23 protein-coding genes are annotated in these 26,938 nt (G+C 29.1%); 11 read left to right on the top strand and 12 right to left on the bottom strand.

The window, feature by feature from the left end:
• Positions 1–80 precede the first annotated feature (80 nt).
• Positions 81–905 (top strand): MBL fold metallo-hydrolase, encoded by an 825-nt coding sequence (locus XO11_RS07015; RefSeq protein ID WP_014296910.1) that lies wholly within the window; start codon positions 81–83, stop codon positions 903–905.
• A gap of 40 nt (positions 906–945) precedes the next feature.
• Here XO11_RS07015 and malE read toward each other — a convergent pair whose 3' ends face one another.
• From malE to XO11_RS06980, 7 genes are all read right to left on the bottom strand, one after another.
• Positions 946–2,151 (bottom strand): maltose/maltodextrin ABC transporter substrate-binding protein MalE, encoded by a 1,206-nt coding sequence (gene malE, locus XO11_RS07010; protein WP_014296909.1) that lies wholly within the window; start codon positions 2,149–2,151, stop codon positions 946–948.
• 154 nt (positions 2,152–2,305) lie between these two features.
• The gene (locus tag XO11_RS07005) at positions 2,306–3,388 is read right to left on the bottom strand and encodes a hypothetical protein (RefSeq protein WP_014296908.1); all 1,083 of its coding nucleotides are present in this window, start codon (positions 3,386–3,388) and stop codon (positions 2,306–2,308) included.
• Positions 3,389–3,393: 5 nt separating this feature from the next.
• Positions 3,394–4,374: a DNA-processing protein DprA gene (dprA, locus tag XO11_RS07000; protein WP_014296907.1), complete on the bottom strand. Its 981-nt coding sequence runs from the start codon at positions 4,372–4,374 to the stop codon at positions 3,394–3,396.
• Positions 4,361–4,720 (bottom strand): DUF1622 domain-containing protein, encoded by a 360-nt coding sequence (locus XO11_RS06995; protein ID WP_014296906.1) that lies wholly within the window; start codon positions 4,718–4,720, stop codon positions 4,361–4,363. The genes dprA and XO11_RS06995 overlap by 14 nt, the downstream gene beginning before the upstream one ends.
• Positions 4,721–5,644: 924 nt before the next feature.
• Complete coding sequence (gene speE, locus XO11_RS06990) at positions 5,645–6,526, bottom strand: polyamine aminopropyltransferase (protein WP_014296905.1); 882 nt, start codon at positions 6,524–6,526, stop codon at positions 5,645–5,647.
• Between the two features lie 13 nt (positions 6,527–6,539).
• Positions 6,540–6,935 carry an adenosylmethionine decarboxylase gene (gene speD, locus XO11_RS06985; RefSeq protein WP_014296904.1) on the bottom strand — a complete coding sequence of 132 codons (396 nt, stop codon included), beginning with the start codon at positions 6,933–6,935 and terminating at the stop codon, positions 6,540–6,542.
• A gap of 36 nt (positions 6,936–6,971) precedes the next feature.
• Positions 6,972–7,505: a cupin domain-containing protein gene (locus XO11_RS06980; RefSeq protein WP_075780815.1), complete on the bottom strand. Its 534-nt coding sequence runs from the start codon at positions 7,503–7,505 to the stop codon at positions 6,972–6,974.
• A 351-nt stretch (positions 7,506–7,856) separates the two neighbouring features.
• Between XO11_RS06980 and XO11_RS06975 the strand changes: the two genes are divergently transcribed.
• Entirely contained in the window at positions 7,857–8,465 is a 609-nt protein-coding gene (locus XO11_RS06975) for a hypothetical protein (RefSeq protein WP_014296902.1), read from the top strand.
• A gap of 9 nt (positions 8,466–8,474) precedes the next feature.
• Positions 8,475–8,933 (top strand): flagellar export chaperone FliS, encoded by a 459-nt coding sequence (fliS, locus tag XO11_RS06970; RefSeq protein WP_075780651.1) that lies wholly within the window; start codon positions 8,475–8,477, stop codon positions 8,931–8,933.
• A 56-nt stretch (positions 8,934–8,989) separates the two neighbouring features.
• Here fliS and XO11_RS06965 read toward each other — a convergent pair whose 3' ends face one another.
• Positions 8,990–9,583, bottom strand: a complete 594-nt coding sequence (locus XO11_RS06965; protein WP_014296900.1) for a hypothetical protein — start codon at positions 9,581–9,583, stop codon at positions 8,990–8,992.
• 151 nt (positions 9,584–9,734) lie between these two features.
• On the opposite strand from XO11_RS06965, the gene XO11_RS06960 reads away from it, so the two are divergent.
• From XO11_RS06960 to XO11_RS06925, 8 genes are all read left to right on the top strand, one after another.
• On the top strand, positions 9,735–10,760 hold the full coding sequence (locus XO11_RS06960; protein ID WP_014296899.1) for an L-threonylcarbamoyladenylate synthase: 1,026 nt from the start codon (positions 9,735–9,737) through the stop codon (positions 10,758–10,760).
• Between the two features lie 3 nt (positions 10,761–10,763).
• Positions 10,764–11,534, top strand: a complete 771-nt coding sequence (locus tag XO11_RS06955; RefSeq protein ID WP_175418414.1) for a type III pantothenate kinase — start codon at positions 10,764–10,766, stop codon at positions 11,532–11,534.
• Positions 11,531–12,874, top strand: coding sequence for a radical SAM protein (locus tag XO11_RS06950; RefSeq protein WP_014296897.1), 1,344 nt, complete (start codon positions 11,531–11,533; stop codon positions 12,872–12,874). Before XO11_RS06955 ends, XO11_RS06950 begins: the two co-directional genes overlap by 4 nt.
• A 1-nt stretch (position 12,875) precedes the next feature.
• Positions 12,876–13,232: a signal transduction histidine kinase gene (locus XO11_RS06945; protein WP_014296896.1), complete on the top strand. Its 357-nt coding sequence runs from the start codon at positions 12,876–12,878 to the stop codon at positions 13,230–13,232.
• Positions 13,233–13,296: 64 nt separating this feature from the next.
• Positions 13,297–14,247 (top strand): class II fructose-1,6-bisphosphate aldolase, encoded by a 951-nt coding sequence (fba, locus tag XO11_RS06940; protein WP_014296895.1) that lies wholly within the window; start codon positions 13,297–13,299, stop codon positions 14,245–14,247.
• A 104-nt stretch (positions 14,248–14,351) separates the two neighbouring features.
• Entirely contained in the window at positions 14,352–15,383 is a 1,032-nt protein-coding gene (locus XO11_RS06935; protein ID WP_014296894.1) for an HD domain-containing phosphohydrolase, read from the top strand.
• Between the two features lie 25 nt (positions 15,384–15,408).
• On the top strand, positions 15,409–16,488 hold the full coding sequence (locus XO11_RS06930; protein ID WP_014296893.1) for an ABC transporter substrate-binding protein: 1,080 nt from the start codon (positions 15,409–15,411) through the stop codon (positions 16,486–16,488).
• A gap of 17 nt (positions 16,489–16,505) precedes the next feature.
• Positions 16,506–18,590, top strand: a complete 2,085-nt coding sequence (locus XO11_RS06925; protein ID WP_175418413.1) for a hybrid sensor histidine kinase/response regulator — start codon at positions 16,506–16,508, stop codon at positions 18,588–18,590.
• Between the two features lie 30 nt (positions 18,591–18,620).
• Here the strand turns inward: XO11_RS06925 and XO11_RS06920 are convergent, their stop codons facing one another.
• Genes XO11_RS06920 through XO11_RS06905 form a run of 4 tightly spaced genes read right to left on the bottom strand, consistent with a single transcriptional unit; the run spans position 18,621 to position 26,724 of the window.
• On the bottom strand, positions 18,621–18,989 hold the full coding sequence (locus tag XO11_RS06920; protein ID WP_014296891.1) for a hypothetical protein: 369 nt from the start codon (positions 18,987–18,989) through the stop codon (positions 18,621–18,623).
• A 10-nt stretch (positions 18,990–18,999) separates the two neighbouring features.
• Positions 19,000–20,631 (bottom strand): hypothetical protein, encoded by a 1,632-nt coding sequence (locus XO11_RS06915; RefSeq protein ID WP_175418412.1) that lies wholly within the window; start codon positions 20,629–20,631, stop codon positions 19,000–19,002.
• A gap of 10 nt (positions 20,632–20,641) precedes the next feature.
• Positions 20,642–22,390, bottom strand: coding sequence for a hypothetical protein (locus XO11_RS06910; protein WP_014296889.1), 1,749 nt, complete (start codon positions 22,388–22,390; stop codon positions 20,642–20,644).
• Positions 22,391–22,410: 20 nt separating this feature from the next.
• The gene (locus tag XO11_RS06905) at positions 22,411–26,724 is read right to left on the bottom strand and encodes a PQQ-binding-like beta-propeller repeat protein (RefSeq protein WP_254873316.1); all 4,314 of its coding nucleotides are present in this window, start codon (positions 26,722–26,724) and stop codon (positions 22,411–22,413) included.
• Between the last annotated feature and the right edge of the window lie 214 nt (positions 26,725–26,938).

Raw genomic sequence — 26,938 nt, 5'->3', positions numbered from 1 at the left:
TTATATTTTATCATAATTTTACAACAAAAATAAAAATATGATATAATTAAGAAAAATCAACTATTTGAGGGGGAAAAGGTATGGAAATTTTATTTCTTGGAACAGCCGCTTCAGAAGGATATCCAAATCCATTTTGTTCCTGTGAAAACTGCCAGAAAGCACGTGAAGAAGGTAAAAAAAGCATTAGACTACGTTCAAGTGTTTTAATCGATGATAATCTATTAATTGATTTTGGACCTGATATAGTAGCTTCTGCAAATAGATTTGGAAAGGATTTAACAAAGGTAAAACATATACTTATAACTCATGGTCATTCAGATCATTTATTCATAAAAAACCTCGATTACAGAAATCCTGTTTTTTCCGGAACGTTCGATCAATTAGATCATGTTGATTTAATTGTTCCAAACAAATTGGGTTCAATAATAAAAGAAAGAACCGAATTACATAAAATCAGTCTTATGTCAGTAGAACCTTTTATTACACTACATATAAATGGATATATAGTATATACATTAAAAGCAAATCACACTTCAGAATACGGTGAAACACCTTTAAACTTCCTTATTGAAAAAGATAATGACTGGCTATTATACGGAGTGGATACAGGCATTTTTCTCCCGGAAACAATAGAATTTATAAAAGAAAAATTAAATGGAAAGATTATAAATAAAGTTATTCTTGATGCCACAATGGGAATTAACAAAAAATATCAATTCCATATGGATTTTGAAGAAGTTATTTCAACAAAAGATTTTTTTGAAAAAATGGGAATTATCGATAATAACAGTAAAGTTATCGCTACACATTTTTCTCATCTTCACAATCCAATTCACTCAGAATTAGAAAAATTATACTCAACTAAAGGTATTATAACTGCTTTTGATGGACTTAAAATAAAATAATCGGACGGTTTTAACCGCCCGATTATTTTTTATATATTTATTACTTATTTAATGCTGTTTTTATCTTTTCAACTGCTTCTTTTAATGCCTGTGCAGGTTCTGCCTGACCATTGATAATCTGGCTTAAAGCATCACCCATTGGTCCCCATACTGCACCCATTTCCGGAACATTTGGCATTGGTTCTCCGCCAGCTGCACTCTTTACAAATCCATCTACTATTTCTTTTGGAACTGGTCCACCTTTTTCTTCGATTATTGCTGCTACATCTGTTCTTGCTGGTAATCTTGGATCTGCAAGATAGAACTGATATACTCCTTCTTTTGTTGCAAGATAATTAATTACAAATTCTTTTGCCAATGCTTTGTTTTCGCTTCTTGCATTTATCATTAATCCCTGTACTCCAACAAATGGTTTTCCATAATGTCCATCTGATAATTCTAATTCTGTTAATGGTAATACTCCAAAATCAATACCAGCATTTATATAATCTTTTACTGCCCATGGTCCATTGATTATCATTGCTGCTAAACCATCTTTAAACATTGAATCCATTGTTCCATAATTTGCACCCTGTGGAATTAATCCTTCATCAAAGAATGATTTTATTAATTCTGCCCCTTTAACTGCACCTTCATTTGCAAGCCCTATATCTGTTGTGTCATATCCATTTTCTTTTGTCCATTTAAATACATATCCACCATTTCCTGCTATAAATCCATATGAGAAATAGAAGTTACCTGCATCATATACTAATCCTAATGTTTCATCTGTTGTATATTCTGCTGCTAATTCTTTTAATTCTTCTATTGTTTTTGGTGGTTCTTCAACATAATCTTTATTGTATAATAATGCAACTGCTTCAATTGCATATGGAACACCATATAATTTTCCATTTACTGTGAACGCATCTAGTCCTGATTTTGCAAATTTATCTGTTTCTATTGCTGAAAATGGAATTGAATCAATAAGTCCATTTGCTGCTAATTCTCCAACCCAGTCATGAGCCCCTATAATAATGTCTGGACCTTCTCCTGCCTGTGCTGCTGTTAAGAATTTTGATTTTATATCTCCAAAGTTTACCTGTTGTACTTCAACTAATATTCCTGTATCTCTTGTAAACTTTTCTCCATATGTTTTTATGAAATCTGCCTGTTTTTCTGAACACCATATAACAATTTTGTTAGATGCTGCAAATGATGTAATTGCAAAAATTACCAATAATAAAATAATACCAAACTTTTTCATCTAAAACCCTCCTTTGATGTTTATATATCTTTTTTGTAACAAGTTACAAAATTAATTATAACACAAAAAATACTTTTTTCATTTACTTTTTCCGGTATTGTAAAGCCAAAAATGTCGATAATATTCAAATATTCTTAATAAAATTTCAAATTCTTTATTTTATAACTAAAAATAGCATATTTTGGTATTCAATTTTATATCCAATAAAAAACCGATTATATATCTCATCTGTAAATAAAGTCGATTCTATATCAAAAGTTGCTGCATTATCTATATATGAAAAAGAATTAATATCAAAGTTTGTTTTAAGCATATTTTCTATTGTTTTATATTCTTCTGTTGAAATATCCTCAACTTTTATTCTTATTGGCAATCCATTTGCAAGATAATCCATCCATTTTTTTATTATTTCCATAGAAATATCATCGCTTATTAAAGAAGAAACCTTATTAATAGCTCTATTTATTGCACCATCAACAGTTATATCAGCACCACTGGAATTTTTCGCCATACCTGTTATAAGCTTTCCATTGCCAACCCAATATACTTTTAAATCCAGATTAGCTCTGGCTGTTTTTAAACCTTGATATTCTCCTAAATATTTACTATGTATATCTCCAACAATCAAAACATCAAAATCAAATAACTCCTTACTTAAGTCAATAGAATTGTAACTTTTCAATTTATATTTCATAAGTTCATTACTATGAACAACGTTAAATCCATATTTTTCAGTTAGTTCACTGGCAATTATATTTTCTGGAGAAAAATTATACTTAAGACTATTCTCTTCAAAAACATGTATTAATATTCCTATTCTTGGTTTTCTCATCTGTTGTAAAATATAGAAATAATCTTCATCTGGAATTTCTGGAGAAACATAATATTTTACTTTTACCGTGAATATTCCATCTTTTTCACTTTTTTCCAGAATTTCTGATTTCTTTATAAATCCATATGTTTTTGATAATATTTTTTTATCCACTAATTTATAATTTCTCACAGTTGTTTGACTATAAACCTTCATACCTACAATATTTTGCAACGCCTGAACCCTTGCATTGGCCTCAGCATCTTTATAACTTATTCCTTCTCCAATTACCACTATTTCTTTATATAATACTTCTGAAATATTGCTAAAACTTTTAAATATATCTTCCTTTTTATTTTGCTGACTCGAACATCCTGAAAAAATTATTAATAAAAATAATAAAATTAAAAAAACTGTTTTTCTCATTTACATTAACCTCCCAGATGATACCTACCATTTTCTTCAAATATAATCTTATTCATTACCAGAATTGTTAAACGTTGCAACACAAGAGGTGTTGAAAGCCTGGTATAACTAACAATACCTTCAAATGTGTTATATCCATTATCAATTGCCATAATTATTTTTAAATCATCTTCATTTTCTATTCTTTTTGTTTTTTTATTTTCTTCTATATTAAATATCTCTTTTAAAACCTTTTCAGAAATCAAAGGAATTGCTCCATTATAAATTAATTCATTTGTACCCTCTGAACTTTTTCTTGTTATATCTCCAGGAATAGCATATACATCTATCCCGCTTTCAACAGCCAATCTTGCGGTAATTAAAGAACCGCTTTTTTTAGCCGCTTCAACTACTATAATGCCTTCGCTTAAACCAACAATTATTCTATTTCTTTCTGGAAATCGAAATGGCGTGGCAGGCGTCCCCGGCCTATACTCTGACACAATACATCCACCATTATTCAGGATATCTTCATATAACTTCACATTACTTCTCGGATAAGCAACATCAACTCCACTACCAAGCACAGCAATAGTTTTTCCAGACTTTAAAGCTCCTTTGTGCGCTGCCGCGTCTATCCCAAAAGCCATTCCACTAACTACTACATACTTTTCAGCAAGTATCTTTGCAAAATTTGTTGATATATTTCTTCCATATGCAGTACATTTTCTAGAGCCAACAATTCCAATGGACTTCTCATATAATAAATCAATATTTCCTTTTACATATAATACCAATGGAGGATTGTATATTCTCTTTAATTTTTCAGGATATTCATTATCAAAATATGTTATTATTTTTATCCCTTTTGCTTCAACATCTTTATAAAATTCTTCCAATTTACCATAGTCTATTAACGGAATCCTATTTTCTTTCAAATGTTTTAGAATTTTTAAATTATCTTCTTTTAAAAATTCCTTCATCCATATAAGACTATTTCGATTCATTGGCAACATCCTTTTTATGTTCTTTAATTTCTCTTGTTAAAAAATAATTTAAAGTAGTTCTAATTGCTATAATAGATGCTAATTTACCAATATCATCCCATGTAGGCGCAACTGTTGTTTTTAATATACTCGCACCAATCAAAAAACTCAAACTCAAAGAAAATGAATGCCCTAATTCAAGCCTACTTTCCCAAATAGCATCTTCTGATCTATCCCCAAATAAAACATCCCTTATAAAAATTCTAAATGCCACTATCATTCCAAAAACAATTACAACAATAGCCAATATATATGAAAAATCGGCAATATAATCAACAAGAATTTCAACATAATGATGCAAATTCATAAAAATTCCCCCTCTTCTTACAGGCATTTATTATAATTATAACATAGGATGTTTAATAATAAAAAAAGTGAAAACTGAATACTCGCAGAACACCCATCTGTATATATAAAGAAAAATAATATGAACGAAGACTAAGAATTTCCCAAAGCAAAGATTACAGGATAGTTGGAAAAAATAAAAGTTCTTTAAAAATATCATTCTAGAAAACTTCATAAAAAGATTCACTCATGCGACTCGATTGCTAATCCTCAAAAACTGCTCATATACGCTGGGGCGCTCAGATTCCCCATCCCTGGGGAAGCTTCGCTCAAAAAAACATCCTGTTTTTTTGTCCCTCTTCATTCGCAGTTTTTTTCGGGCAATCTTCGAGCATTCGTTCATCTTTTTATTCAGTTTTCTTTTATGTTTTACTTATATAATAAAATCTTTTATGTTTTACTTATATAATAAAATATAATAAGAAATAAGAAAATAGAAATAATAATATGAGCGAAAACTTGAAAATTCCGAAGAGAAACAACTATGATTGAGAAAAATAAAAACGAACGAAAACTCGCAGGTTGCCAGGTTGTATAAAAGAAAGTAGAAAAATAATATGAACGAAGACTAAGAATTTCCCGAAGCGGGGATTACAGGATAGTTGGAAAAAATAAAAGCGAGTGAAGGCTCGCAGAGTGCCTGAGAAAATTGTGAGTGGAAGGGGTCAAAATCACACGGATGTGATTTTGAGTGAAGACGAACATGGACGTGAGTCTGCAACGACCCCTGAGAACGAGCAATTTTCGAAGATTAGCACTCAAGTCGTACAAATGAACTTTTATTTTTCTCAATCAACATCAAAAGGACGAACACAAATGTGAGTCTGCACATAAAATAAAAACCGGTGAGAATTTTCTCACCGGTTTTTATTTTAATCATCTATAATTACTTTTCAACACCTATTAACTTCTTTACAAATGTTGGAAGCGCGAAACTTGCAACATGTATTTCTTCATTATAATATTTTAATGTATCTTTCTTTTCAAAATTCTTTAATTTTTCAGGATTGAAATCCTTTAATGGATCTAGTCCCTTTGAAGCAAATGTATAACTCCACATTCCTGATGGATATGTTGTCATGAATCCCATATAAACCTTTGCTACAGGAAATGCGTTCTTTATTCTGTTGTATGCAATTCCCACCCATGCTCTGTCATAGAAAGGATCTTCTGTTTCTGCTGAGAATACACCGTTTTCTGTCAATGCATCTCTACATGCTTTATAGAAATCTTCTGTAAATAAGTGTCCACCTTCACCTGCTGTTGGATCTGTTGAATCAACAATAATTACATCAAAATAATCTTTGAATTGCTTTATATATTCTGCTCCATTTTCATTAACTATTTTCAATTTTGGATTATCAAATTCAACACTTGTTGTTGGCAAATATTTTCTTGCTGCTTCAATAACCATTGGGTCAATTTCACACAAAATTACTTCTTCTACTGATGGATGTTTTAAAACTTCTCTTGTTGAACCTCCATCTCCACCACCAATTACCAATACCCTTTTTGGATTTGGATGAATGAACATAGGAACATGAACTAACATTTCATGATACATAAATTCATCTACTTCTGTTGTCATTGTAATTCCATCTAAAGAAAATACTCTACCCAATTCTGGATTTTCAAACACATCTACCCTTTGATATTCACTCTGACCAGAAAATAAAATCTTATTCATTTTCATGAATAATCCTACATCGCCACCTGTATACCATTCCATGTATAATAAATGTCTGCCTGGTTCTAAATTCTTTTCCATTCTTATCCCTCCCTTAAGCTTCTACCTTGTGTGGAGAATTTTCATCAATACCAATTTCTTCATAAACGCCTCTTAAATGTTCTACTGTTTGTGCCCTTTGTGAATTAAATGCTTTCTTTAAAAATTCAAATCCTTTCCATGGATCAACATGATCGCCACATGTATAGATATCAACGGATGCGTATCCATATTCTGGCCATGTATGAATAGCAAAATGTGATTCAGAAACTATAACAGCTCCACTTACCCCATGGGGCAAAAATCTGTGGAATGTTGAAGTTACAAGAGTTGCTCCTGATTCAATAGAAGCCTTTTTCATTAATTCTTCAATTTTATCTACATCATCTAAAATATCTTTATCACATTCATAAAATTCTGCTACAATATGTCTTCCCAATGATTTTGCCATATACAACCCTCCCCATGGTATCTATTTTATTTTTATTTAATGTATTTCAATCCACAAAACTCTTGCTTTCTTTTTTCTGCTTGCGTTTTTTATATAATGTTTTTTATCTGATTTAAAATAAAATGCATCTCCCGTTTTTGCTTTGTATTTTGCATTATCAAGCCACAATTCTATATTTCCTTCAAGGACATATCCAAATTCTGATCCTTCATGATAATCTTCTTCCTCTGTTTGAGACTGCGGTTCAAGCTCAACTATCATCGGCTCAATCTTCTTTACTTCAGTATCAGTCATTAATAATTCTTCTTTAACTCCATCTGGCGTATCATACAATGGGACTCTTTCGCTTTTTTTATATATAATCTTTTTTTCCTCAAAGTCAGAAAAAAATTCTTTTAAATTTGTTCCCAACGCTCTCAAAATCATTTCAAGACTTTCAAGTGTTGGAGACGTTAAATCACGCTCTAACTGAGAAATAAAACCTCTTGTTAAATCTGCTCTAACAGCAAGTTCTTCCTGAGTTAATCCCCGTGAAAGCCTTAATTTCTTCAGTTTCTCCCCTATTTTCATAATATCACCTGTATTTTTAAATGCGTTATTTATGTAACTTATATTAAACAATTCTATACCGCTATAATAAAGCTTTACAACATTTTTTTCAAAAAAAGTTCTTTTAAAAATCGTATTTTTAGATTTAAAAATGAACGGTATAATAAACAATACGTTTATTATTATAATCTTTTTTTCTTTATATGTCAACAAAAAAACATATCAAAATGTTAATATCAATATTAAATTTTTTTGACATACATACTTCGTATAAAATACAAATAGGAAATTCATCTATTTTTATAAAATCATAATTAATGATATAATAAAATTAGACGATAATACATATGGAATTTAGTAGGAGGTTATAATATGAACGATAAAATAAAAGTAAAGGTAATTTACGAATCTGACAATCAAAATTTTGACAGAGAATTTTCAAAAGAACAATTTTCAAATTTCAATGAATTAGTCAATTTCTTTCAAACAGAAAAATTGAATTCTGTTCTTGTTGGAATGAAAATAAACGGGAAAGATATACCTATGAAATTCTATGACGAATTAAAAGGTGCATATTTTGAAGGCGGAGAAGAGGTCGAACTTACATTTGATGATCTATATGGCCTTGTAAAAAAATTGCTCCTTGAAGGAAAAGAATATATAGATAAGATTGAAAAATCACTTGAAAATGTTTCCAAAGAGGTTATGTTAAACACAGAAGAAGGGCATAAAATGTTAAAAGCGTTAGCTGAAGGTTTGCAGGCAATGAATACAATAATAAATCAGGCTTCCAATGTATTAAACAAACAATTTATAAGTGATGAAGACATGGAAAAACAAAAAGAGATTTTGGAAAAAATAATAGAATCACAATCAAATGCAGATAATGTAGAAATTTCGGATATTTTAGATTATGATTTTCCTCAAATATTAGATATGTTTAAAGACGCTTTTGAAAGGGCTATAAATGAAATTGAGTGAGGTGATAAAATGTATCAACCAAACAGTTATTATCCAAATACTGCAAATGCAAACGATAGATACCTCGAAAGTATGGTTAAAACCGCAAGTCCTGCTAAATTAGTTGAGCTTTTGTATGTAAATGCCATTGAAAGGTTAAATAGAGCTATAAAATATATAAGGGATAAAAAACTACCGGAAGCACATAATCAAATTGTGCGCGTAGAGGATATTGTAATGGAATTAAATCTTTCTCTGGATATGGAAAAAGGTGGAGAAATCTCAAAAAATCTAAGAGCATTGTATAGCTATATGTACAGAAGATTATTAGAAGCAAATTTAAAAAAAGACACAGAAATTCTTGAAGAGGTTAAGGGACTTTTAAACACATTATTAGAAGCATGGAGAGAAGCCATGAAACAGGCTGGCGATGTTATAAAGCAACAGGTAAATCAGCAACCAAGAAAAGGACTTGATATTTCAACATAAAGAAAAATAATAAAACGCCTTCCAAATGGAAGGCGTTTTATTATTTTTAACAACAATTAAAATTGTAATTCTGCACCTAATAACAATGGCCATGGAAAGAACAATGGTTTTACATAAATACCATTTATTTCTATTGGTTCAATCTGGAATCCTATTCCATAATCAAAACTAAGAACCATATTATCAGTTAAAGCTATTCCACTCATGTTCTTTTTAGCTTCATCACTTAATGCTGAAAAGTAATAATCCATTGTAACTCCCAATTCAAGACCTGGAATCCATTGCAATCCAAAAATCTTAAATCCCAAAATAGGTGTTCCAAAAAATGCAGATGTTTTTCCGGTTAATAAGAAGGATCCATATGTTTCATCCTCTAATCCCAGAACACTTGCATCAAATTCTGCATAATTTAATCCGCCACCAACATATACACTTGCATCTAAGACTTCTGAATTTTCTTTTCCCAAAATAGGTTTTAAATCATAGATCTTTGAGGTATCAAAATCATATCTTACTCCACCATATACCCCATATCCACTAAAACCAATAAAAATATCCGTCCATCCATAAGCTCCTACAATTGTTGTAGGTGAAGAAAATACAACCATGCTTAAAACTAACACACTAATAAATAACAATGCTTTTTTCATACTCTCCCCCCTCTTCCGGAATAATTTATCTAATAGTAATTATAACATATTTTTATTCTAAATTCAAAATAATATTAAAAATATAAATATTATAATAATTAGATGATATAATTAAAATACCAAACAAATTTAAAGGCGAAAGGAGAATTTCATGCAAACAAAAATTTTAGAAATAGATCCTTTAAATTTCCAGCTTGAAAAAATAAAAGAAGCAGCTGAATATATAAAAGCTGGAAAATTAGTGGTTTTTCCTACAGAAACCGTTTATGGGTTAGGCGCAAATGCTCTTGACGAAACTGCAGTAAAAAATATCTTTATAGCTAAAGGAAGACCTTCAGATAATCCTTTAATTGCTCATTTTAGTGATATAAAAGATATATTGGATTTTGTGGAAATAGATAAAAATTTATTTGAAAAAATAAAAATACTCACTCCAGGTCCAATAACCTTTGTTTTGAAAAAAAAGAAAAATATACCGGATATTGTAACAGCTGGGCGAAATACAGTTGCCGTAAGAATTCCTGCACATCCAATAGCTCGCGCTTTAATTAAAGAATCAAACACACCAATAGCCGCTCCAAGCGCTAATCTTTCAGGGAAACCCAGTCCTACCGATCCACAACATGTTATCGAGGACTTAAATGGCAGAGTAGATATAATAATAAATGGAGGAAAGGTTGATTTTGGTCTTGAATCAACAGTTATAGATTTAACAGAAAAGATTCCAACATTATTAAGACCTGGACCAATTACTCCGGAAAAATTACGTGAAATATTTGGAAAAATAGAAATTCCTGAATTTATATATGGAAAAGCAAAAGTTGATGTTGCCAGAGCCCCTGGAATGAAATACCGACATTATGCTCCAGACAAAAAAACTATCCTCATAGAATATTCAGAGAATAGAATAGAAAAAATACATCAACTTGCTAAAAATTATAAAAATCCTTTAATTATTGCTTTTAAAGAAGATGAAAAATATTTTTCTGAGATAGATACATTAATTTCTGGAAGCATAGAAAATTACTTTGAAATAGCAACAAATCTATTTGCTTTTTTAAGAGAAGCTGATAAAACCAACAATGATGTTATAATTATAGAAGGAGTAGAAGATAAAGGATTGGGAATATCCATAATGAACAGATTGAGAAAAGCTGCAACAGAAATATGGAGGTAAAAAATGAGACTATTATTTGATGTAGGAAACACTCATATGGTAATAGGATTATTTGAAAATGACTTTTTAAAAACCTGGCGAATTGGAACAAAATCATTTGAAACAGAAGATGAATTATTTTCACATTTATACTCACTTTTATCAAGAGAAGGCATTTCTGAAAATGAAATAGACACAGTTATAATTTCTTCTGTTGTGCCTTCTGTAAATTATATACTTGAAAAGTATGCAAGCAAATATTTTAATGTAGAAGCAATATTTGTAAATGCTGCTCAATTAAAAGGAATGGAATTAAGGGTTGATTATCCTCGTGAAGTTGGTGCTGATAGAATAGTAAATGCATTGGCTCTAAAAAAATATTACGGAAATAACGCTATCTCCATAGACTTTGGAACTGCCATAACAATAGATGTAGTATATAATGGCGATTTTATAGGTGGCGCCATTATACCAGGAATAAACACCCAGATGATGGCATTATTCTCAAAAACCGCAAAATTACCACAGGTAGAATTTAAATTCCTTGACTATACCGTTGGAAAAAATACCATTGACAATATTCAAATAGGTATAATAAAAACGGTAGTATATGGTATACAAAAATTAATCTCAGAAATAAAAAAAGAATATAATACAGATTTTAAAGTTGTACTTACCGGTGGAATTGGCAGGAGTTTAAAAGGGGTAATAAAGGAATTCGAAGTATATGATCAGTATTTAACCTTAAAAGGATTAAATGTATACTATGACCTATTAAAAGGTGATAATAAATGAAGCATTTTTTGCTAATAAACCCCTGGATATACGATACAGCAGCATATGATTTCTGGTTGAAACCATTAGGGTTGTTATATGTAGGTGGAATATTAAAAAAAGAAGGATTTCAGGTAAGTTTATTGGACTTAATGAACAGATATGATAATTACTTTGTAAAAAACGACAAAATAAAAGATAGATATTACGGCACAGGAAAATTTCATTATGAAAAGGTTGAAAACCCACCTGTATTAAAGGATATACCAAGAAGATTCAAGCGTTATGGTCTTCCAAAAGAAGAGTTAAAAAAAAGACTGGAAAATTATTCAGATATAGATGGAATAATAGTTACCTCTGTAATGACATATTGGTATTATGGAGTATACGAAACAATAAAAGAAATAAGAAAAATATTTCCGGAAAAACCTATATTTCTCGGAGGAATATACGTTAACATAATGCCAGCACATGCCAAAAAGATTTTTGAAGAATTAAATGTACATATAATAAATGGAACAGGAACATTTGCAATTAACAAAATGCTGAAATATTATAATCTTCAAATAGATAATTTCAATTGGTTTGAAGAGATTGATCCAGCTTATGAATTATATAATTCCCAATTGCCACACGTGGTTATAACTTCATCAATAGGCTGTCCATTTAGATGTACATATTGTGTAACGCCAAGAATGTGGAAATATCAAACACGTAGCGTAAAGAAAATAATTTCCGGTTTAGAAACAATCTTATCAGAAAAACCTGTTAAAGATGTAGTTTTCTTTGATGACGCATTCTTGTTACATCCACAAAAAGAAGAATTACTAAATGAATTATCCAGATTCAATGTTAGATATCATTTGCCAAATGGCATTCATGCTAAACTTGTAACCCCAAAAATAGCTCGATTATTTGCTAAAGCTAATTTTAAAATAATTAAACTCGGTTATGAAACTTCAGATGAAGAATTACAGAAAAAAACAGGTGGAAAGGTTTCCAATGAAGATTTAAAAAATGCAGCAAATTATCTATTAAATGAAGGGCTTACAGATGTTTCTGCCTATATAATGGCCAATTTACCAGAACAAAAGGTAGACGATGTAAAAAAAGCTATAGATTTTTGTCTGGAAAATAATATAATACCTTCTGTAAATGAATTTACACCTATACCCAACACACCACAATATATGGAACTTGTTGAAAAAGGCTGGATTGATATAAATACTGATCCATTACTGCTTAACAATTCCATATTGCCATATTGGTGGAAATATGGTATGAGCGTTGAAGAAATAGAAGGAATTAAAAAATATCTACAAAAAAAGAAAGAAGAATACAATCTCCTTGGGAGGCATTAATATGAAAAATAACGAAAACTTAGAAGAAATAAAACTGTTAATTGACGAACTGGAAAAGATAGAGTCGTTAATAGATAGAATGATTAAAAATGAAGATTATGAAACAATGCCTAAAATCTTAGAACAAAGAAAAAAAATACTTGAAAAGATGTTACCATTTGCAGATAATGAAAAAATAAAAGAAAAAGCTCTGTCTATTATTGAAAAAGATAAAGAAAGAATAAATCATATAAAGCCTGAAATGGAAAAAATTAAAAAACTTTTAAAAACAACAAATAAAGGTAAAATCGCCATTAAAAATGGATATATGAAGGTAAACGAAGAAATTTCACGAAGAAAATTCAATTCTAACGGATAAACGAGATGTAACAGAATTATGGTATAATATGTTGAAAAATCATTGAAAAATGGGAGGGAAAAGTATGCCTTACGTAGATACTAAAGTTATACTTGAAAATGCAGATAAAAACGGTTATGGTGTTCCAGCATTAAATATTAACAACCTTGAGTTCTTACACTATATAATTGAAGCTGGAGTAAAAATGAATTCACCTGTTATTATTGAAACAAGTCAGGGTGCTATGAAATATGCAGGAAATGGCGATTTCAGAAAAGGTGCCGAATTATTTGTTAAAATGGTTAAAACATTTGCAGATGAAGTTGATATTCCTGTAGCTTTACATCTTGATCATGGTAAAGATTTCGAATATATAGTAACAGCAATAAAAGCTGGATACTCATCAGTAATGATCGACGCTTCAGAACATCCATTTGAAGAAAACATGAAAAGAACAAAAGAAATTGTAAGAATTGCACATGCTGCAGGTGTTTCAGTTGAAGCTGAACTTGGTCAATTAGCCGGTGTTGAAGATGAAGCTGTAGCAGCTGAAAATGTTCTTGTAAATCCTGAAGAAGCAAAAATATTCGTTGAAGAAACAGGTGTTGATTTCTTAGCACCAGCAGTAGGTACTTCACACGGAGCATTTAAATTTAAAGGAGAAGCAAAAATCGATTATGACAGAATTAAAAAGGTAAAAGAATATACAAAAATACCTTTGGTACTTCATGGCGCTTCATCAGTAGTTCCAGAATTTGTTGAAATTGCCGAAAAGCACGGTGCAGACTTTGGTGGAGCCAAAGGAGTTCCAGCAGATATCTTAAGAGAAGCTGTAAAATGTGGAATTAATAAAGTAAATACAGATACAGATTTAAGAATTGCTTTTGTTGCTGGTTTAAGAGAATTCTTAAACAACAACCCAAAAGAATTTGATCCAAGAAAATACTTCAAACTTGCCAAAGAATATACAATTAAGGTTATTTCAGATAGAATGGAAGTTCTTGGTTCAGCAGGAAAAGCAGAATTATTTAAATAATACATATATCATAAAAAAGGCCTGGATTTAAAAATCCGGGCCTTTTTTATGATATAATAATAATGTATTAACAAATATGTAAACCACAGAAAAGAGGTGAAGATATGGCAAACTTAAAAATACTTGTAGCTGATGATGAAGACTCTGTGAGATATAGTCTTAAACGACTTTTAAAAAAATGGGGATATGAAATCTATGAAGCTCAGGATGGTCAGGAAGTAATAAATATGATCTTACCTTCTGAGCCTGTACAATTAATGGAAAAGAAAATACACGTGAATTTTATAATTTTAGATTTAAAAATGCCTGGAATTGATGGATTTGAAGTGTTAGAAAAAATATCAAATACCTTTATTGAACGAAAACCATACATAATAGTTCTAAGTGGTATTGAAGATAAAGATAGTATTGTTAAGGCTTTGGAATTAGGTGCTGATGACTATATGACAAAACCATTTGAAATTCATGAATTAAAGGCACGTCTTAAAGCAGCAGAAAGACATCATGCACTGGAAATAAAAGATTCATTTATTTTAATGCTATCTAAAATGACGGAATTTAAATCCTTTGAAACTGGAAAACATATAGAAAGAGTCCAAAAATTTGCGGTATTACTTGCAAAAGAATACTTTCATCTTATAGGCAAAGAACCTGATATCTCATTTCTCTATGAATTACATCATGCAGCACCTTTACACGATATTGGAAAACTACTTATTCCTGAACAGATCTTATCAAAACCCGGGCCTCTATCAGCAAATGAATTTGAAATAATGAAAATGCATACTGTCTATGGCGCACGAATGTTAAGCGAAATCTCTGAAGAAACAATGTCATTTGAATACTTTAAAACCATCCATGAAGTGGTTCTTCATCACCATGAGCGCTGGGATGGAAAAGGCTATCCTGAAGGATTAAAAGAAGAGCAAATACCGCTTTCCGCACGAATTGTATCGTTATGTGACACATATGATGCCATAACTTCAAAAAGAGTTTATAAAGATGCTCAAAGTCATGAATTTGCAGTTAATGAAATATTGGCTGGAAAAGGAACACAATTTGATCCAGAAATAGTTGAAGCTTTTGAAAATATCCAACATCTCTTTAAACAGTTACGAGAAAAATTCACCGACTAATTTATTAAATTTTAGGGGGGATTTTATGAAAAAAATATTTATCTTTATCTTTATTATTCTATTAATTTCTGTATTTTTAATAATTTCATGTTCAAAAAATCCTGTTAAGGTTGGTGTAATTACAGCCTTATCTGGCAGAGCAATGCCCTCAGGAAAATCCTTAATTGAAGCTATTAATCTTTATATCAGGGAAAACAACCTTGAAAGCAATATAACCGTTATTCCTGCTGATGATAGCTGGGATCAGGAAAAGATAGAAAAAGAGTATAATCGTTTAAAAAAAGAAGGTGTCAGATTTATAATTTTTGGCACCACTTCAAGCTCATTAAATAGAGTATATAAAAAACTAAAAACTGACAACATTTTAGGTCTTGTTATCTCTGCTACTTCTCCTAAATTTAAGGGAATAGACGACAGAATTATTAGAACAATTCCCGATACAGAAAAAGAACAAAAAGAAATAGCTAATTTTCTTAATAAGAAAAACATAAAAGATATCTTTGTCATAGTAGATTCCTCAAACCCTGTATACACTGAGGCAGCATATGAATATTTTAAAACTTATTTTAAGGGACATATTGAACATTTGAAGGTTAATTTTAAAACAGATGGATATATTGACCTTATTACAAATGCATATAAAAACCAGAATAATGTATATATTATTGCCGGTTTAATTGGAGAAGTTGGAATGGTTATTCAGGAATTAAAATTAACAAATTCAAATGTAAATATTATAACCACTCCATGGGTACGAAGCAAAGGGCTTGAAATAGCTGCTGGAGATTATCTGAAAAACGTTATTGTCCCTTCACATTATCCATATGAATACACAGGAAAATTAAAGGATTTCTATGATTATTTTATAAATGATTTAAAAGAAGAACCTTCTTTACATGCATTTTTAGGTTATGAAATTATGCAAATTTTCTGGGAATCTTACAAATCAGGAAATAATACACCAGAAAAAATGGAAAAATTTATTACAGAACATGAATTTAAAACTATTTTTGGTAATGTAAAATTCGACAAATATGGCGAAAGCTCTAAAAATATGTATTTTGGAATTTATGATGGAAATAAATGGGTAGAAATAATCAATTAAATTAAGCGGTGATAACTATGCTTAATAAAAAAAGAAATTTCATTGAATACTTTAATTATATTATCATCTTCACATTTATAATATTCGCAATTATCTCCATTATTATAACAAAAACAACCACGTCAGCATTAAAAGAAAATGAGCTTGAAAAACAGGAAAAATTAATGGATTTAACAGAGTACAACGTAAAAACCTTAATAGATCAATGGATGAATGTAATAAAAGTTGATCTATACACAACACCTGATTATATTAATATAAAATTATTTCACCTCGAATATATAAAAGGGGCTTATTCTTTTGATGAACATTATAAAATAAAAAATATTCTAAAACAAGGTTCAGAACATCTAAAAAAAGATTTTTCAGTAAAATATTATAAAAACACATGTCAAAATATGGTTGTTGGTGAATACAGGGTTTTGCCTTTTGTATTTTCACCTTTATCCTCTTCTCCGGAAATCTCAGCAATTGTAAAATACGATAATAATCTGTATTATATCTTTATCTTTGATAATGAATTTATAAAATCAGAAATATTAAAATTCGTTCCTGAAAAAACATACATTATATTCACAATGAATAAAAATGTTGTTTTCTTAAATAATTCTCCGTATGAAATTAGAATAATAAACAACAAAGAAGAGCTTAAACAATTTTTTGGTGCAAACGCCGTAATCTCTTCAAAAAAACTCGATTTTTTTAGCGGTAATATTTATTTTATAACTCCATTTGAAAAATTTTCAAATAGCCTTTTCTATTTAAAACTATCTTTTCTAATAATTTTATTAATGCTAATAATAATCTTTATAATAATCCATACACTTGAAAGAAGTTTTATTCATGAAATGAAGCAAATTACCCAATGGGGAAGAAATTGGAATCCAGGAGATATTATTCTGCAAAAAGAGACTCATTTTAATGAAAATCATCTTATAAATAATGCATTTATAGCTCTTATGAACAATGTAAATACAACACTTAAACAACTCAAAGAAACACAGTTTGAACTTATGCAAAGCCAGAAAATGGAAACAATGGGTTTAATGGCCGGTGGATTTGCTCATGATTTCAATAATATACTCACCGTTTTAAAAACAGAAGTAGAACTTATGAAATATACAGATGATCCCGAAGAAATAAATGAATCATTGGAAAATATTGAAGAATCAATAAAAAGGGCAAGTAATATAATAAAGCAAATGCTTGTTTTTTCAAAAAAAGGAGATGTTAACTTTGAAACATTTAATTTCAATGAATTTATAAATAATACATATAAGCTACTGAGAAAAGGAATTCCATTAAATATAAAATTATCCATAAACAATAACATAGATAATAATGTTAAAATATTCGGTGATCAAAATCAGCTAACTCAGGTATTACTAAATCTAATTACAAATGCTCGTGACGCTGTAAAAAATGTTGAAAAACCTGAAATTATAATAAATATATCAACAGAAATAATAGAAAATAATAATTTCATAAAGCTACAGATAATAGATAATGGCACAGGAATTCCAGAAGAAAATATTAAAAAAATATTTGATCCATTTTATACTACAAAAGGGAAAAAAGGCACCGGACTTGGTCTTGCAATAGTTAACAAAATAATATCAGATCATAATGGAAAAATAGAAGTTTCTTCTTCTCCAAATAAAGGAAGCATTTTTTCAATCTATCTACCAACAACCACCGATAAAATTATATTTAATGAAATGGATATAATATATGAAACCACAAATCTCAAAGGAAAAAATATATTAATTGTAGACGATGAAATTGGAATAAGAAAAAATTTAAAAAAACAATTTGAAAAAATGGGAGCAACAGTTTATACTGCCCATTGTGTAAAAAATGGAATTGAATTATATGAGAAATTTAAAGATATTATAGATATTGTTATTACAGATTATATGATGCCTGAAGAAACAGGGGATAAACTCGTAGAATATATTAGAAGATATAATCCAGATGTTAAAATTGTAGTAATCACAGGATATTTATCAGATGAAGTTAGAGAGAAGCTTGAAAAATTCAATGTTTTAATTCTAAATAAACCTTTTGAGTTTGCTGAATTAATAACTGCAATAACCAGATAAAAATAAAAAGCGAGCATAATGCTCGCTTTTTTATTTTATTTCAAATTTAAGAACTCCATCTTTGCTTTCTATTACAATAGTAACTTCTTTATCAATTTTTATTGTATCAGAATATGTTTTTTCATCTTTATCTAACTTGGCTTCGAATTTATAATCACCTTTATCTAGATCTTTTATTTCTACCTTTTTTCCGCTTTCTACATTTAATGATTTAACAGGTTTACTATCCTTATATAATTTTAAATTTATAGTTGTAGAGCTTCCATCTGTATAATATACACTATTAACAACTGCTATATTTACCTTACCTGAAAACATTGAAGTAACATCAAGATCCGTACATGATGAAACTGAAATTATTAATATACTTAGAAGTAAAAATATTCCTATTTTTTTCATTTCACACACCTCACTTTGCATTTTTAATTATTTCTTCATAGATCTGTGTAAACTTTTCAACGCTCATATTTAATGAAAGCTCTCCATCACCTGTATATAATTCATCTTTATATGTATCATATATAGCTACATTTTTATTTGATCCATATTTAATATATGCAAATCTTCCATATTGATCATAAAATTCTATATCCTGAATATTATTCAAACCTGCTAATCTTGTTGAATTTAAATCCAATACATTAAATTTGTATTTCTTTGCAAAATACTTAAACTTTGCATTATAGCTCAATTTTTCGTCTTCTGTTTGATAATTTACCACAAAATCAGATTCTATACTTGATCTTAAATCTATTTTATATAGATTATTACCTGTCTTTATTATTATATAATTCTCCGGTGAAATATAAATATCTGATTCATCGTTAATAATATCCTTATACTCTTCTGATAAATAATATATATTTACTTTTTTTGTTGCTGTTTGGGTTATATTACCTTCTTCTGGAAATTCCACTACAAACAATGGAATTGTGGTATTTGCTATTACTACATTCGTTGCCCCTCTTGTTAAGTCTTCAATAACCATTGTAGATTCAAGTGTGAAATTTTTAAATACTGCATATGCAGAATTATCTTTTGAATATACATCATAAATACCTTCAAATGTTGCTGTTGAAACAGGTGATTCTGATATATCTGCATTACTTGCTCCAACAAGTTCTATATCTGTATCTTTTACTATATCCTCAGGAAATAAATCTATTATATCACTAGTAGCTGTTGAGGTATTTATAGATACAAGTGTTGCTATCTTTGAATTTGATAATTCACCATATAATAACTTATCCGTGTTTAATAAAAATGGTCCTTTTTTATTTGATAAATCTGAAATTAAAACCGTTGCATTACCAGAAAGCCCTGATTCATTATACTCCCTAATCTTAAGAATTATTTTACTACCATCTTTTTCTTTCCATAATAATTTATCTTTTTCATTATTATTGTCCTTATTTTTTTGCAATACTTTAAAATACAAATTATCCTTATCCAATGTAATCTTCATTGATGTTGGTTGTTTTGAAATTTTTACATTGTTATCAAACATCAATAATTCATATTTATCTGTAGTAAATCCAAAAAGTTTTCCATTTGAATCAAATTGCAAAGGAGACCATGTTTTTCCGTTAGCCTCAACTCTTTCAGTATATAATTCTTCTGTAGAAATTGAATTTGGTAAATCTTTTCCTGCAGGATAAAGCAAAACTGTTCTTTTTTCATTATCTCCAAATTCAAAAGTTCCATTTACATAAACATTTCCATTTTCTTCATCCATTAAAACTGTATTTATATTCTGGGTGCTGAATTTTGTTAAAACTTCGCTATACCATAAAACCTTATCCAGGCCTGTTAATCTTAAATAGGATAAATTATTATCCTTATCTATTGTGATTAATCCAGAAACAACCTGATTCCCATCTTTATCATAACTTACATATAATCTGTTTTCATCTAAATTTATTAAATTTACATCTGGGTTTTCAATAAACGTTGGTTCTATAAATTCAACCTTTTCTTTTGTAACACAGCCAACAAACATTAACATAATCACTAATATAAAAATATAGATTAATTTTTTCATTCTTCACACCTCACTTTGTAATCATATTTTTTACTGCTTCTCTCTTTAACGATTCAACATCAACATTATTTAAAACCCTTATTACTTCCATCTTTTCATTATTTATTTTTGTTAAATCCAATATCCCATAAATAGGTTTATTTTCAAGGTCTGTACCTTCAAAATACATATATATTCCAAAGTCATCAGCAAATTTTGAATTTATTGTTTTAAACTTATATGGAATATTATTTCTTACAGCTAAATTCTTTAATTTTTCAAAATCAAGATTTACAGGTGTCATTAATCTAACTTGCATTTTATTACCTTTTATAATGAGATTAATATCTGCAGCATCTTTAACCTGTTCTTCCTGAACCTTTTTAAATTCTATTTTATATTCTGTTGAACTTGTTAAATCAAATCTTTTAATATATGATCCATCTTCAAGAGTTTTGTGTGGATCTGCTGGAACTATAGCAAAGAAATGTTTATTTAAAATCTTTTTTACTCCGTTATTTTCATTTTGTGGTTTTTCAAATAAATAAATTACCTTTTTGGTGAATAATGGATAATTATCCCTGTTATGAGGAACAACCAACACAGCATAATAACTTGCTTCGTTTTGATCATCCAGTGGAATTTGAACCTTATAATCTAAAATTATTTGAACCTTATACTTTATTGTTAAATCTGAAAATAAAATATATGTTTTCCCATCGCTATATATAGCACTTTCAATATTGTTTATTTTTATTGCCACATCTTTATTGGTTAATTTAACGCTTCCTCCAAGTTTTACATCAGAATTCTGTTCTATATCAGTAAAGAGCTTTAATTCTGTTGGTTTTGAACTACTTGCGTTTAAATTAAGATATTTTAGCTTGGATATATTTTCGGTATTATCAAGATAAACAATATATCCGGAATTTGACATAGCAATTGGATAAGAAACCTTATTTGATAAATCATATAATTCTTTAACCCCTGTAACAGTTTTTATCTTCTGTCCTTCTTCAAGAGTTGCCGTAACCCCTAATTTACCAACATAAATTTTATTTCCTGATGAATATACAATAAAATTATTTATTATCTGATAATAATCATTTGCAGAAAATTTATCCAGTGTCTTATTTTCTTTATCAACCAATCTATAATAATCACCTGTTTCATAGTCAAATGCATATAATCCTGCATTAGCTGTATTTATGAAATACAACCATCCTGTATTATCCATTTGAATTGGTTGCCATGAACCAGGGAATTTTTCATTTCTTGAAGTTAAAACATTGATTTTTAAATTTATATTTTCTGCTTCTGCATCTGGAATTCTCAAAATAGGATTTGTATTGGCATTTTTTAATAATACTATTTTCCATATCTTTCCGCTGCTTTTACCAATAGATATGGAAAAATTACCTATTAAATAATAATTTCCTGCAGAGATTCTTAAAATATAATCAATGTTGAAATCTGTAAATACAGAAGGTATTTCTATCTCTACCCTTGGATTTTCTGAAATTGATTCATCATAAATTTCCAATATCTTCTTTCCTTCTGTACCCGGTATAACAGCTGCCTTTAAAAGGTAATTGGTGGAATTATCAACAAAAATCTTTTGCTGATCCCAGAAAGCTTCTGCTCTTGATAAATTCTTTGTTTGTGAAGTAGTGGACACATTATTTTTTTTACCTCCAAAAGGATTTAAAAACGCCAATGGACCACAACTGCTTAAAATCATCATCATTCCTACCAAAAGTATCAGTAATAACTTCTTCATTAATCCAGCCCCCTTCAAAGTTATTTATTATAATAATTTTTTATAATATAGTTTTCTGGAGTATTTTCACCTTCAATTTGAAGAGCATACATATATCCATCTTTACTTGAAATATACAATATACCATCCTTTACTATTGGACTTGAAGATATCCCATATCCGCTCTTAAATATCCAATCAATCTTATAATCTTTATTCAACGCATATACTTTAGAATCAAGGCTTGCAAAATATATATATCCTTTATCATCAAATGTCGGCGTTGAAATAATTGGTCCATCTGTTTTAAATCTGGTAATAAGCTTTCCTTCTTTGTTTATAATATATAGATAATGATCTAAACTTCCAAAATAAATATTTCCATTTGAATCAATACTTGCCTTTGTCTGAATAGAACTATTTGTTTTAAATTTAAATACCAGTATTCCATCCTTTGTCAGTTTATATAGATAATTATCATCGCTTCCAATATATATATTTCCTTCATTATCTATAGACGGCGACGATTTTACAGCACCACTTGTTCTAAACTTCCAGTTTAACTCTCCCTTTTCATTAATAGAATAAACATATGAATCGGAACTTCCAAAGATTATATTTCCATCATAATAAGAAGGCATAGACGCAATATAATCTCCTGTTTTAAATGTCCATAAAATTTCACCATTTTTATCTATTGCATATAATATTCCATTAGATGTTCCTATATATATTTTACCATTTTTTACAAGAGGTGTAGAGATAATATCACCATCTAATTTCAATGTCCAGATTAACGTTCCATCTCTGGTAATTGAATATAATCTTCCAGAAACATCTCCAAAATATATTATGTTATTATCCTCTGTATTCGGAGAAGCAATAATTTCTGAATTTGCAAGGAATTTCCATTTTAAATTACCATTTGTAGTTAATGCATAGAAATATTTATCATAACTACCAAAATATATGCTATTTCCCACTATCAAAGGTGTATTTTCAACCCAGCCCAGTGTTTTAAAATTCCATTTTATCTTTCCATATGGATTTATTGTTTTAAATGACCACACTGGCCCTTCCTTTACTCCATTTCTAACATCTTTTACAACAACCTTCCAGTAATATACTGTTTTTGGAGATAATATATGTTCAGGCGTATATTCAGATACCGGTGAATTTTCCACAATCTTTTTCAATTTATCCTTTTCTGTACCAAAATATAAATCATATACTATTTTATCTCCATCCATATCATAAGCCTGCCATTTTAACTTTGTATACAGCGAAACATCCTTTTGATTATCCTCTGGATAAGGATTATCAGGTCCCAACGGCAAAGAATTTCTTACAGTTACCAGCTTACCCATATTAAAGTTATCCCTTTTAAATGCAGGCCAATGTGCAAGAGAATCCAGATTTTTATCCTGAACATTTAAAACATAAAGAAATCCTTTTACATCTGCAAAAATAAGCTTATTATTAGAAAGTATGAGATTAGTTCCTATCATATCATTCATTTCACGTTTCCACTTCAAAGATCCTTCCTCATCAAAACAGTAAATAAAATGATCGTAACCTGCCATATATATATTTCCCAAATCACCTATTACCGGCGAAGACAACAATACATACTCTGTCTTATATTTCCATTTTAAAGAACCGTCAGGATTTATTGCATAAAAATAGTTATCCCAACCTCCAATATATACCACACCATTCCTATCAATAACAGGTGAAGATTTTATATAACTTTCTGTCTTAAACTTCCATTTTAATTCCCCTTCAAAGTTTAAAACATAAAGATTTCCATCTTCACTGCCAATATAGATATTTTCTTCCCTATCAAGTGCTGCTGTCTGGGATATTCTATTTTCTGTTTTAAATTTCCATTTTAAAGTACCATCTGGATTTATCGCATACAAAAATCCATCCCAGCTACCTATATATATTGTTCCATCTCTTCCCATTACAGGACTTCCGCTAATAGAATTATTAGTCTTAAACTTCCATTTTAAAGTTCCATCCGGGTTTATCGCATACAAAAATCCATCCCAGCTTCCCACATATATTGTCCCATCTATATCTATTAAAGGAGAAGAGGTTATTATATCCTGCGTTTTAAATTTCCAGATTAATTCACCTTTGCTATTTAATACATATAAATAACCATCATTGCTTCCAAAATAAACCAGGCCATTATAATAAGTTGGACTGGACCAGATTTTATCCTCTGTTTTAAATCTCCATAATAAAATGCCTTTAGAATTTATTTTATAGAAATAACCGCTATTATCTCCAACATAAATATTCCCTTCATTATCCAATGCAGGATTACCTTCAACTTTGTCATCCATAATAAATTTCCATTGTAAAATAGGAGAAAACTTTACCTTTATAATATATACCTTACTTTCCACATAATTTCCCTTACCATCTCTAACCCCTATTTTAAACCTATAACTCTTACCAGGAGATAAATATGAAATAACTATTTCATTCTTTTTATAATCTTCAATAATCTTTTTCATTTCACCATCATCATATCCCAAATATAAATCATAGGATAAATTATCGTTATCCTCATCTTTTGACTCCCATACAAATGTTGCATCATAGGAAATTTCCTGAGAAAGGTCAGGTTCCAATATAACAGGTGTAGATGGCGGATTTGAAGTAACAAATTCAAAAACATTACTAATATTCTTATTATTATTATCATCAATAACCTCTACCTTCCAATAATACTTAAAAGAAGGCTTTAATTTCTGTTTTAAATCAAATGTATTTAATGTGAGATTAGTTGCAACAGGAGAAAGATTATCTTTATCTTCGCCAAAATACAGATTATATTTTAATCTTGTACTATCTTTATCTCTGGCTTCCCATTTTAAAACAGGATTTAAAGATATATTTTTCTCTTCATTTAAAGGTTGAACAGCTACAGGTCTTTCAGGTTTATACAAAATTCTAAAGGCATAAACATCACTATCCACAGCATTAACACTATCAAATGCTGTAATTTTAACATAATATGTTCTTTTCCCTCTTAAATTTTTTAATTCGAAAGTAGGCTTAACAAGATTTTTTGCCGCTAAACTTAAAGAATTTTTATTTGTCCCATAATATACATTATAGGTTAAACCCTCATTATTTAAATCATATGATTTCCATATTAATTTAAGGGCTTTTTCAACAACAACAGAAGTATTGTTTTTAGGATAAACCAGCATAGGCTTCTGAGGAGGTAAATTCATATATCCTCTGTTTAAATATCCATAAGATTGTGTCCAGAATAAAGCATTATAATCAACATCTAATTTTGTATAAACTACTTTATCTTTTAAAGGAATAAAGATATTCTTTCCATCAAAGTAGATATAATCCAATAAAATATTCTCGGAAAGCTTATATCTATATACCTTTTTCTCCTTTAAATCCAACACATTTAACAATTTATCCTTTGTGCCAAACAATATTTTATCCTTAGCATATATTATCTGCGTAAAGATTTTTCCAATTTCATATTTTCCTATTTCTTCAAAATCCTTATTATATACATATATATTCTCATCTGTTGCAAGATAATAATTCAAATTATCATCAACCAATACGTTTAAAAGCACTTCATCATATTCGTTAGTCCATAAAATTTCACCATTATTATCAATAACATATAAATACTTATTACTGCTTAAAACATAAATCTTTCCTGTATTATCAGTGGCAAAATTTCCAACAGCACTACCACTTATCTTTGAAACCCCTAAACGGTTACCGTTGGAATCATATATATATATATTACCATTAGCATCGCCAAAAAATATTCTATTATTATAACTAATAATCAAATTAGATGTAATAGTTGCATTTAACCTCTTACTCCATTGAACTTCTTTATCCTTTAATTTAAATAATGTGCCAACATCTGACAAAACATATATTTCATTAAATGGGGTAATGGCTATAGATTTAATGCTCTCATTAAAATCATATTCAAAAAGTTTTTTCCCTTTAAAAGAATATTTATATAAAACAGAGCCATTGGAAAAAATTAAATTATTATCATGAGAAATAATAAAATTACTAAATAATGTAGAATTAAATCTTTCACTGTATATAATTTTTTTATCCTTTAAAGAGTAAATATATAACGTATCAATATCGTGATAATAAAAAAGATTATCATAAGATAAAAAAGATCCAAACAATTTATTATCAACGTCAATTGATAATAAATCTATAATCTGAGGAGCTAAAAATTCAACTTTATTCTTTTCATCTTCAGCAACCATAGCAGAATTATCAATATTATTATTAACAACAGGTCTATTATCAGGTTTTGTAAAAAAAGGCAAGGATAGATTACAACTAGAAAATAAAAACAAAGAAAAAATTAAAATTAAAAAAATGAAATACCTCCTCATACACATCCCTCCGATTTTATCATTTTATCTTCATAATACTATTATAACAAATTTTTAGTTAAAAATACATATTCGAATAATAAATCGTCTAAAAAAATATATAATTTAACATAAACAAAAACCCCCAGTCTTTTGACTGGGGGAA

This window comes from Marinitoga sp. 1138, from assembly GCF_013363265.1.
GTDB classification, from domain to species: Bacteria; Thermotogota; Thermotogae; order Petrotogales; family Petrotogaceae; genus Marinitoga; species Marinitoga piezophila.
Note: the sequence above shows the minus strand (reverse complement) of the source record. Positions and strands in the feature narration are given on the sequence as shown.

Coding starts and splice junctions, on each gene's coding strand:
- XO11_RS06920 (WP_014296891.1), bottom strand. CDS start 18,989: ATGAAAAAAATAGGAATATTTTTACTTCTAAGTATATTAATAATTTCA.
- fba (WP_014296895.1), top strand. CDS start 13,297: ATGCCTTACGTAGATACTAAAGTTATACTTGAAAATGCAGATAAAAAC.
- XO11_RS07015 (WP_014296910.1), top strand. CDS start 81: ATGGAAATTTTATTTCTTGGAACAGCCGCTTCAGAAGGATATCCAAAT.
- XO11_RS06935 (WP_014296894.1), top strand. CDS start 14,352: ATGGCAAACTTAAAAATACTTGTAGCTGATGATGAAGACTCTGTGAGA.
- malE (WP_014296909.1), bottom strand. CDS start 2,151: ATGAAAAAGTTTGGTATTATTTTATTATTGGTAATTTTTGCAATTACA.
- XO11_RS06960 (WP_014296899.1), top strand. CDS start 9,735: ATGCAAACAAAAATTTTAGAAATAGATCCTTTAAATTTCCAGCTTGAA.
- XO11_RS06955 (WP_175418414.1), top strand. CDS start 10,764: ATGAGACTATTATTTGATGTAGGAAACACTCATATGGTAATAGGATTA.
- XO11_RS06950 (WP_014296897.1), top strand. CDS start 11,531: ATGAAGCATTTTTTGCTAATAAACCCCTGGATATACGATACAGCAGCA.
- speD (WP_014296904.1), bottom strand. CDS start 6,935: ATGGCAAAATCATTGGGAAGACATATTGTAGCAGAATTTTATGAATGT.
- XO11_RS06975 (WP_014296902.1), top strand. CDS start 7,857: ATGAACGATAAAATAAAAGTAAAGGTAATTTACGAATCTGACAATCAA.
- fliS (WP_075780651.1), top strand. CDS start 8,475: ATGTATCAACCAAACAGTTATTATCCAAATACTGCAAATGCAAACGAT.
- XO11_RS06925 (WP_175418413.1), top strand. CDS start 16,506: ATGCTTAATAAAAAAAGAAATTTCATTGAATACTTTAATTATATTATC.
- XO11_RS06965 (WP_014296900.1), bottom strand. CDS start 9,583: ATGAAAAAAGCATTGTTATTTATTAGTGTGTTAGTTTTAAGCATGGTT.
- XO11_RS06915 (WP_175418412.1), bottom strand. CDS start 20,631: ATGAAAAAATTAATCTATATTTTTATATTAGTGATTATGTTAATGTTT.
- XO11_RS06945 (WP_014296896.1), top strand. CDS start 12,876: ATGAAAAATAACGAAAACTTAGAAGAAATAAAACTGTTAATTGACGAA.
- dprA (WP_014296907.1), bottom strand. CDS start 4,374: ATGAATCGAAATAGTCTTATATGGATGAAGGAATTTTTAAAAGAAGAT.
- XO11_RS06910 (WP_014296889.1), bottom strand. CDS start 22,390: ATGAAGAAGTTATTACTGATACTTTTGGTAGGAATGATGATGATTTTA.
- XO11_RS06930 (WP_014296893.1), top strand. CDS start 15,409: ATGAAAAAAATATTTATCTTTATCTTTATTATTCTATTAATTTCTGTA.
- XO11_RS06980 (WP_075780815.1), bottom strand. CDS start 7,505: ATGAAAATAGGGGAGAAACTGAAGAAATTAAGGCTTTCACGGGGATTA.
- XO11_RS06995 (WP_014296906.1), bottom strand. CDS start 4,720: ATGAATTTGCATCATTATGTTGAAATTCTTGTTGATTATATTGCCGAT.
- speE (WP_014296905.1), bottom strand. CDS start 6,526: ATGGAAAAGAATTTAGAACCAGGCAGACATTTATTATACATGGAATGG.
- XO11_RS07005 (WP_014296908.1), bottom strand. CDS start 3,388: ATGAGAAAAACAGTTTTTTTAATTTTATTATTTTTATTAATAATTTTT.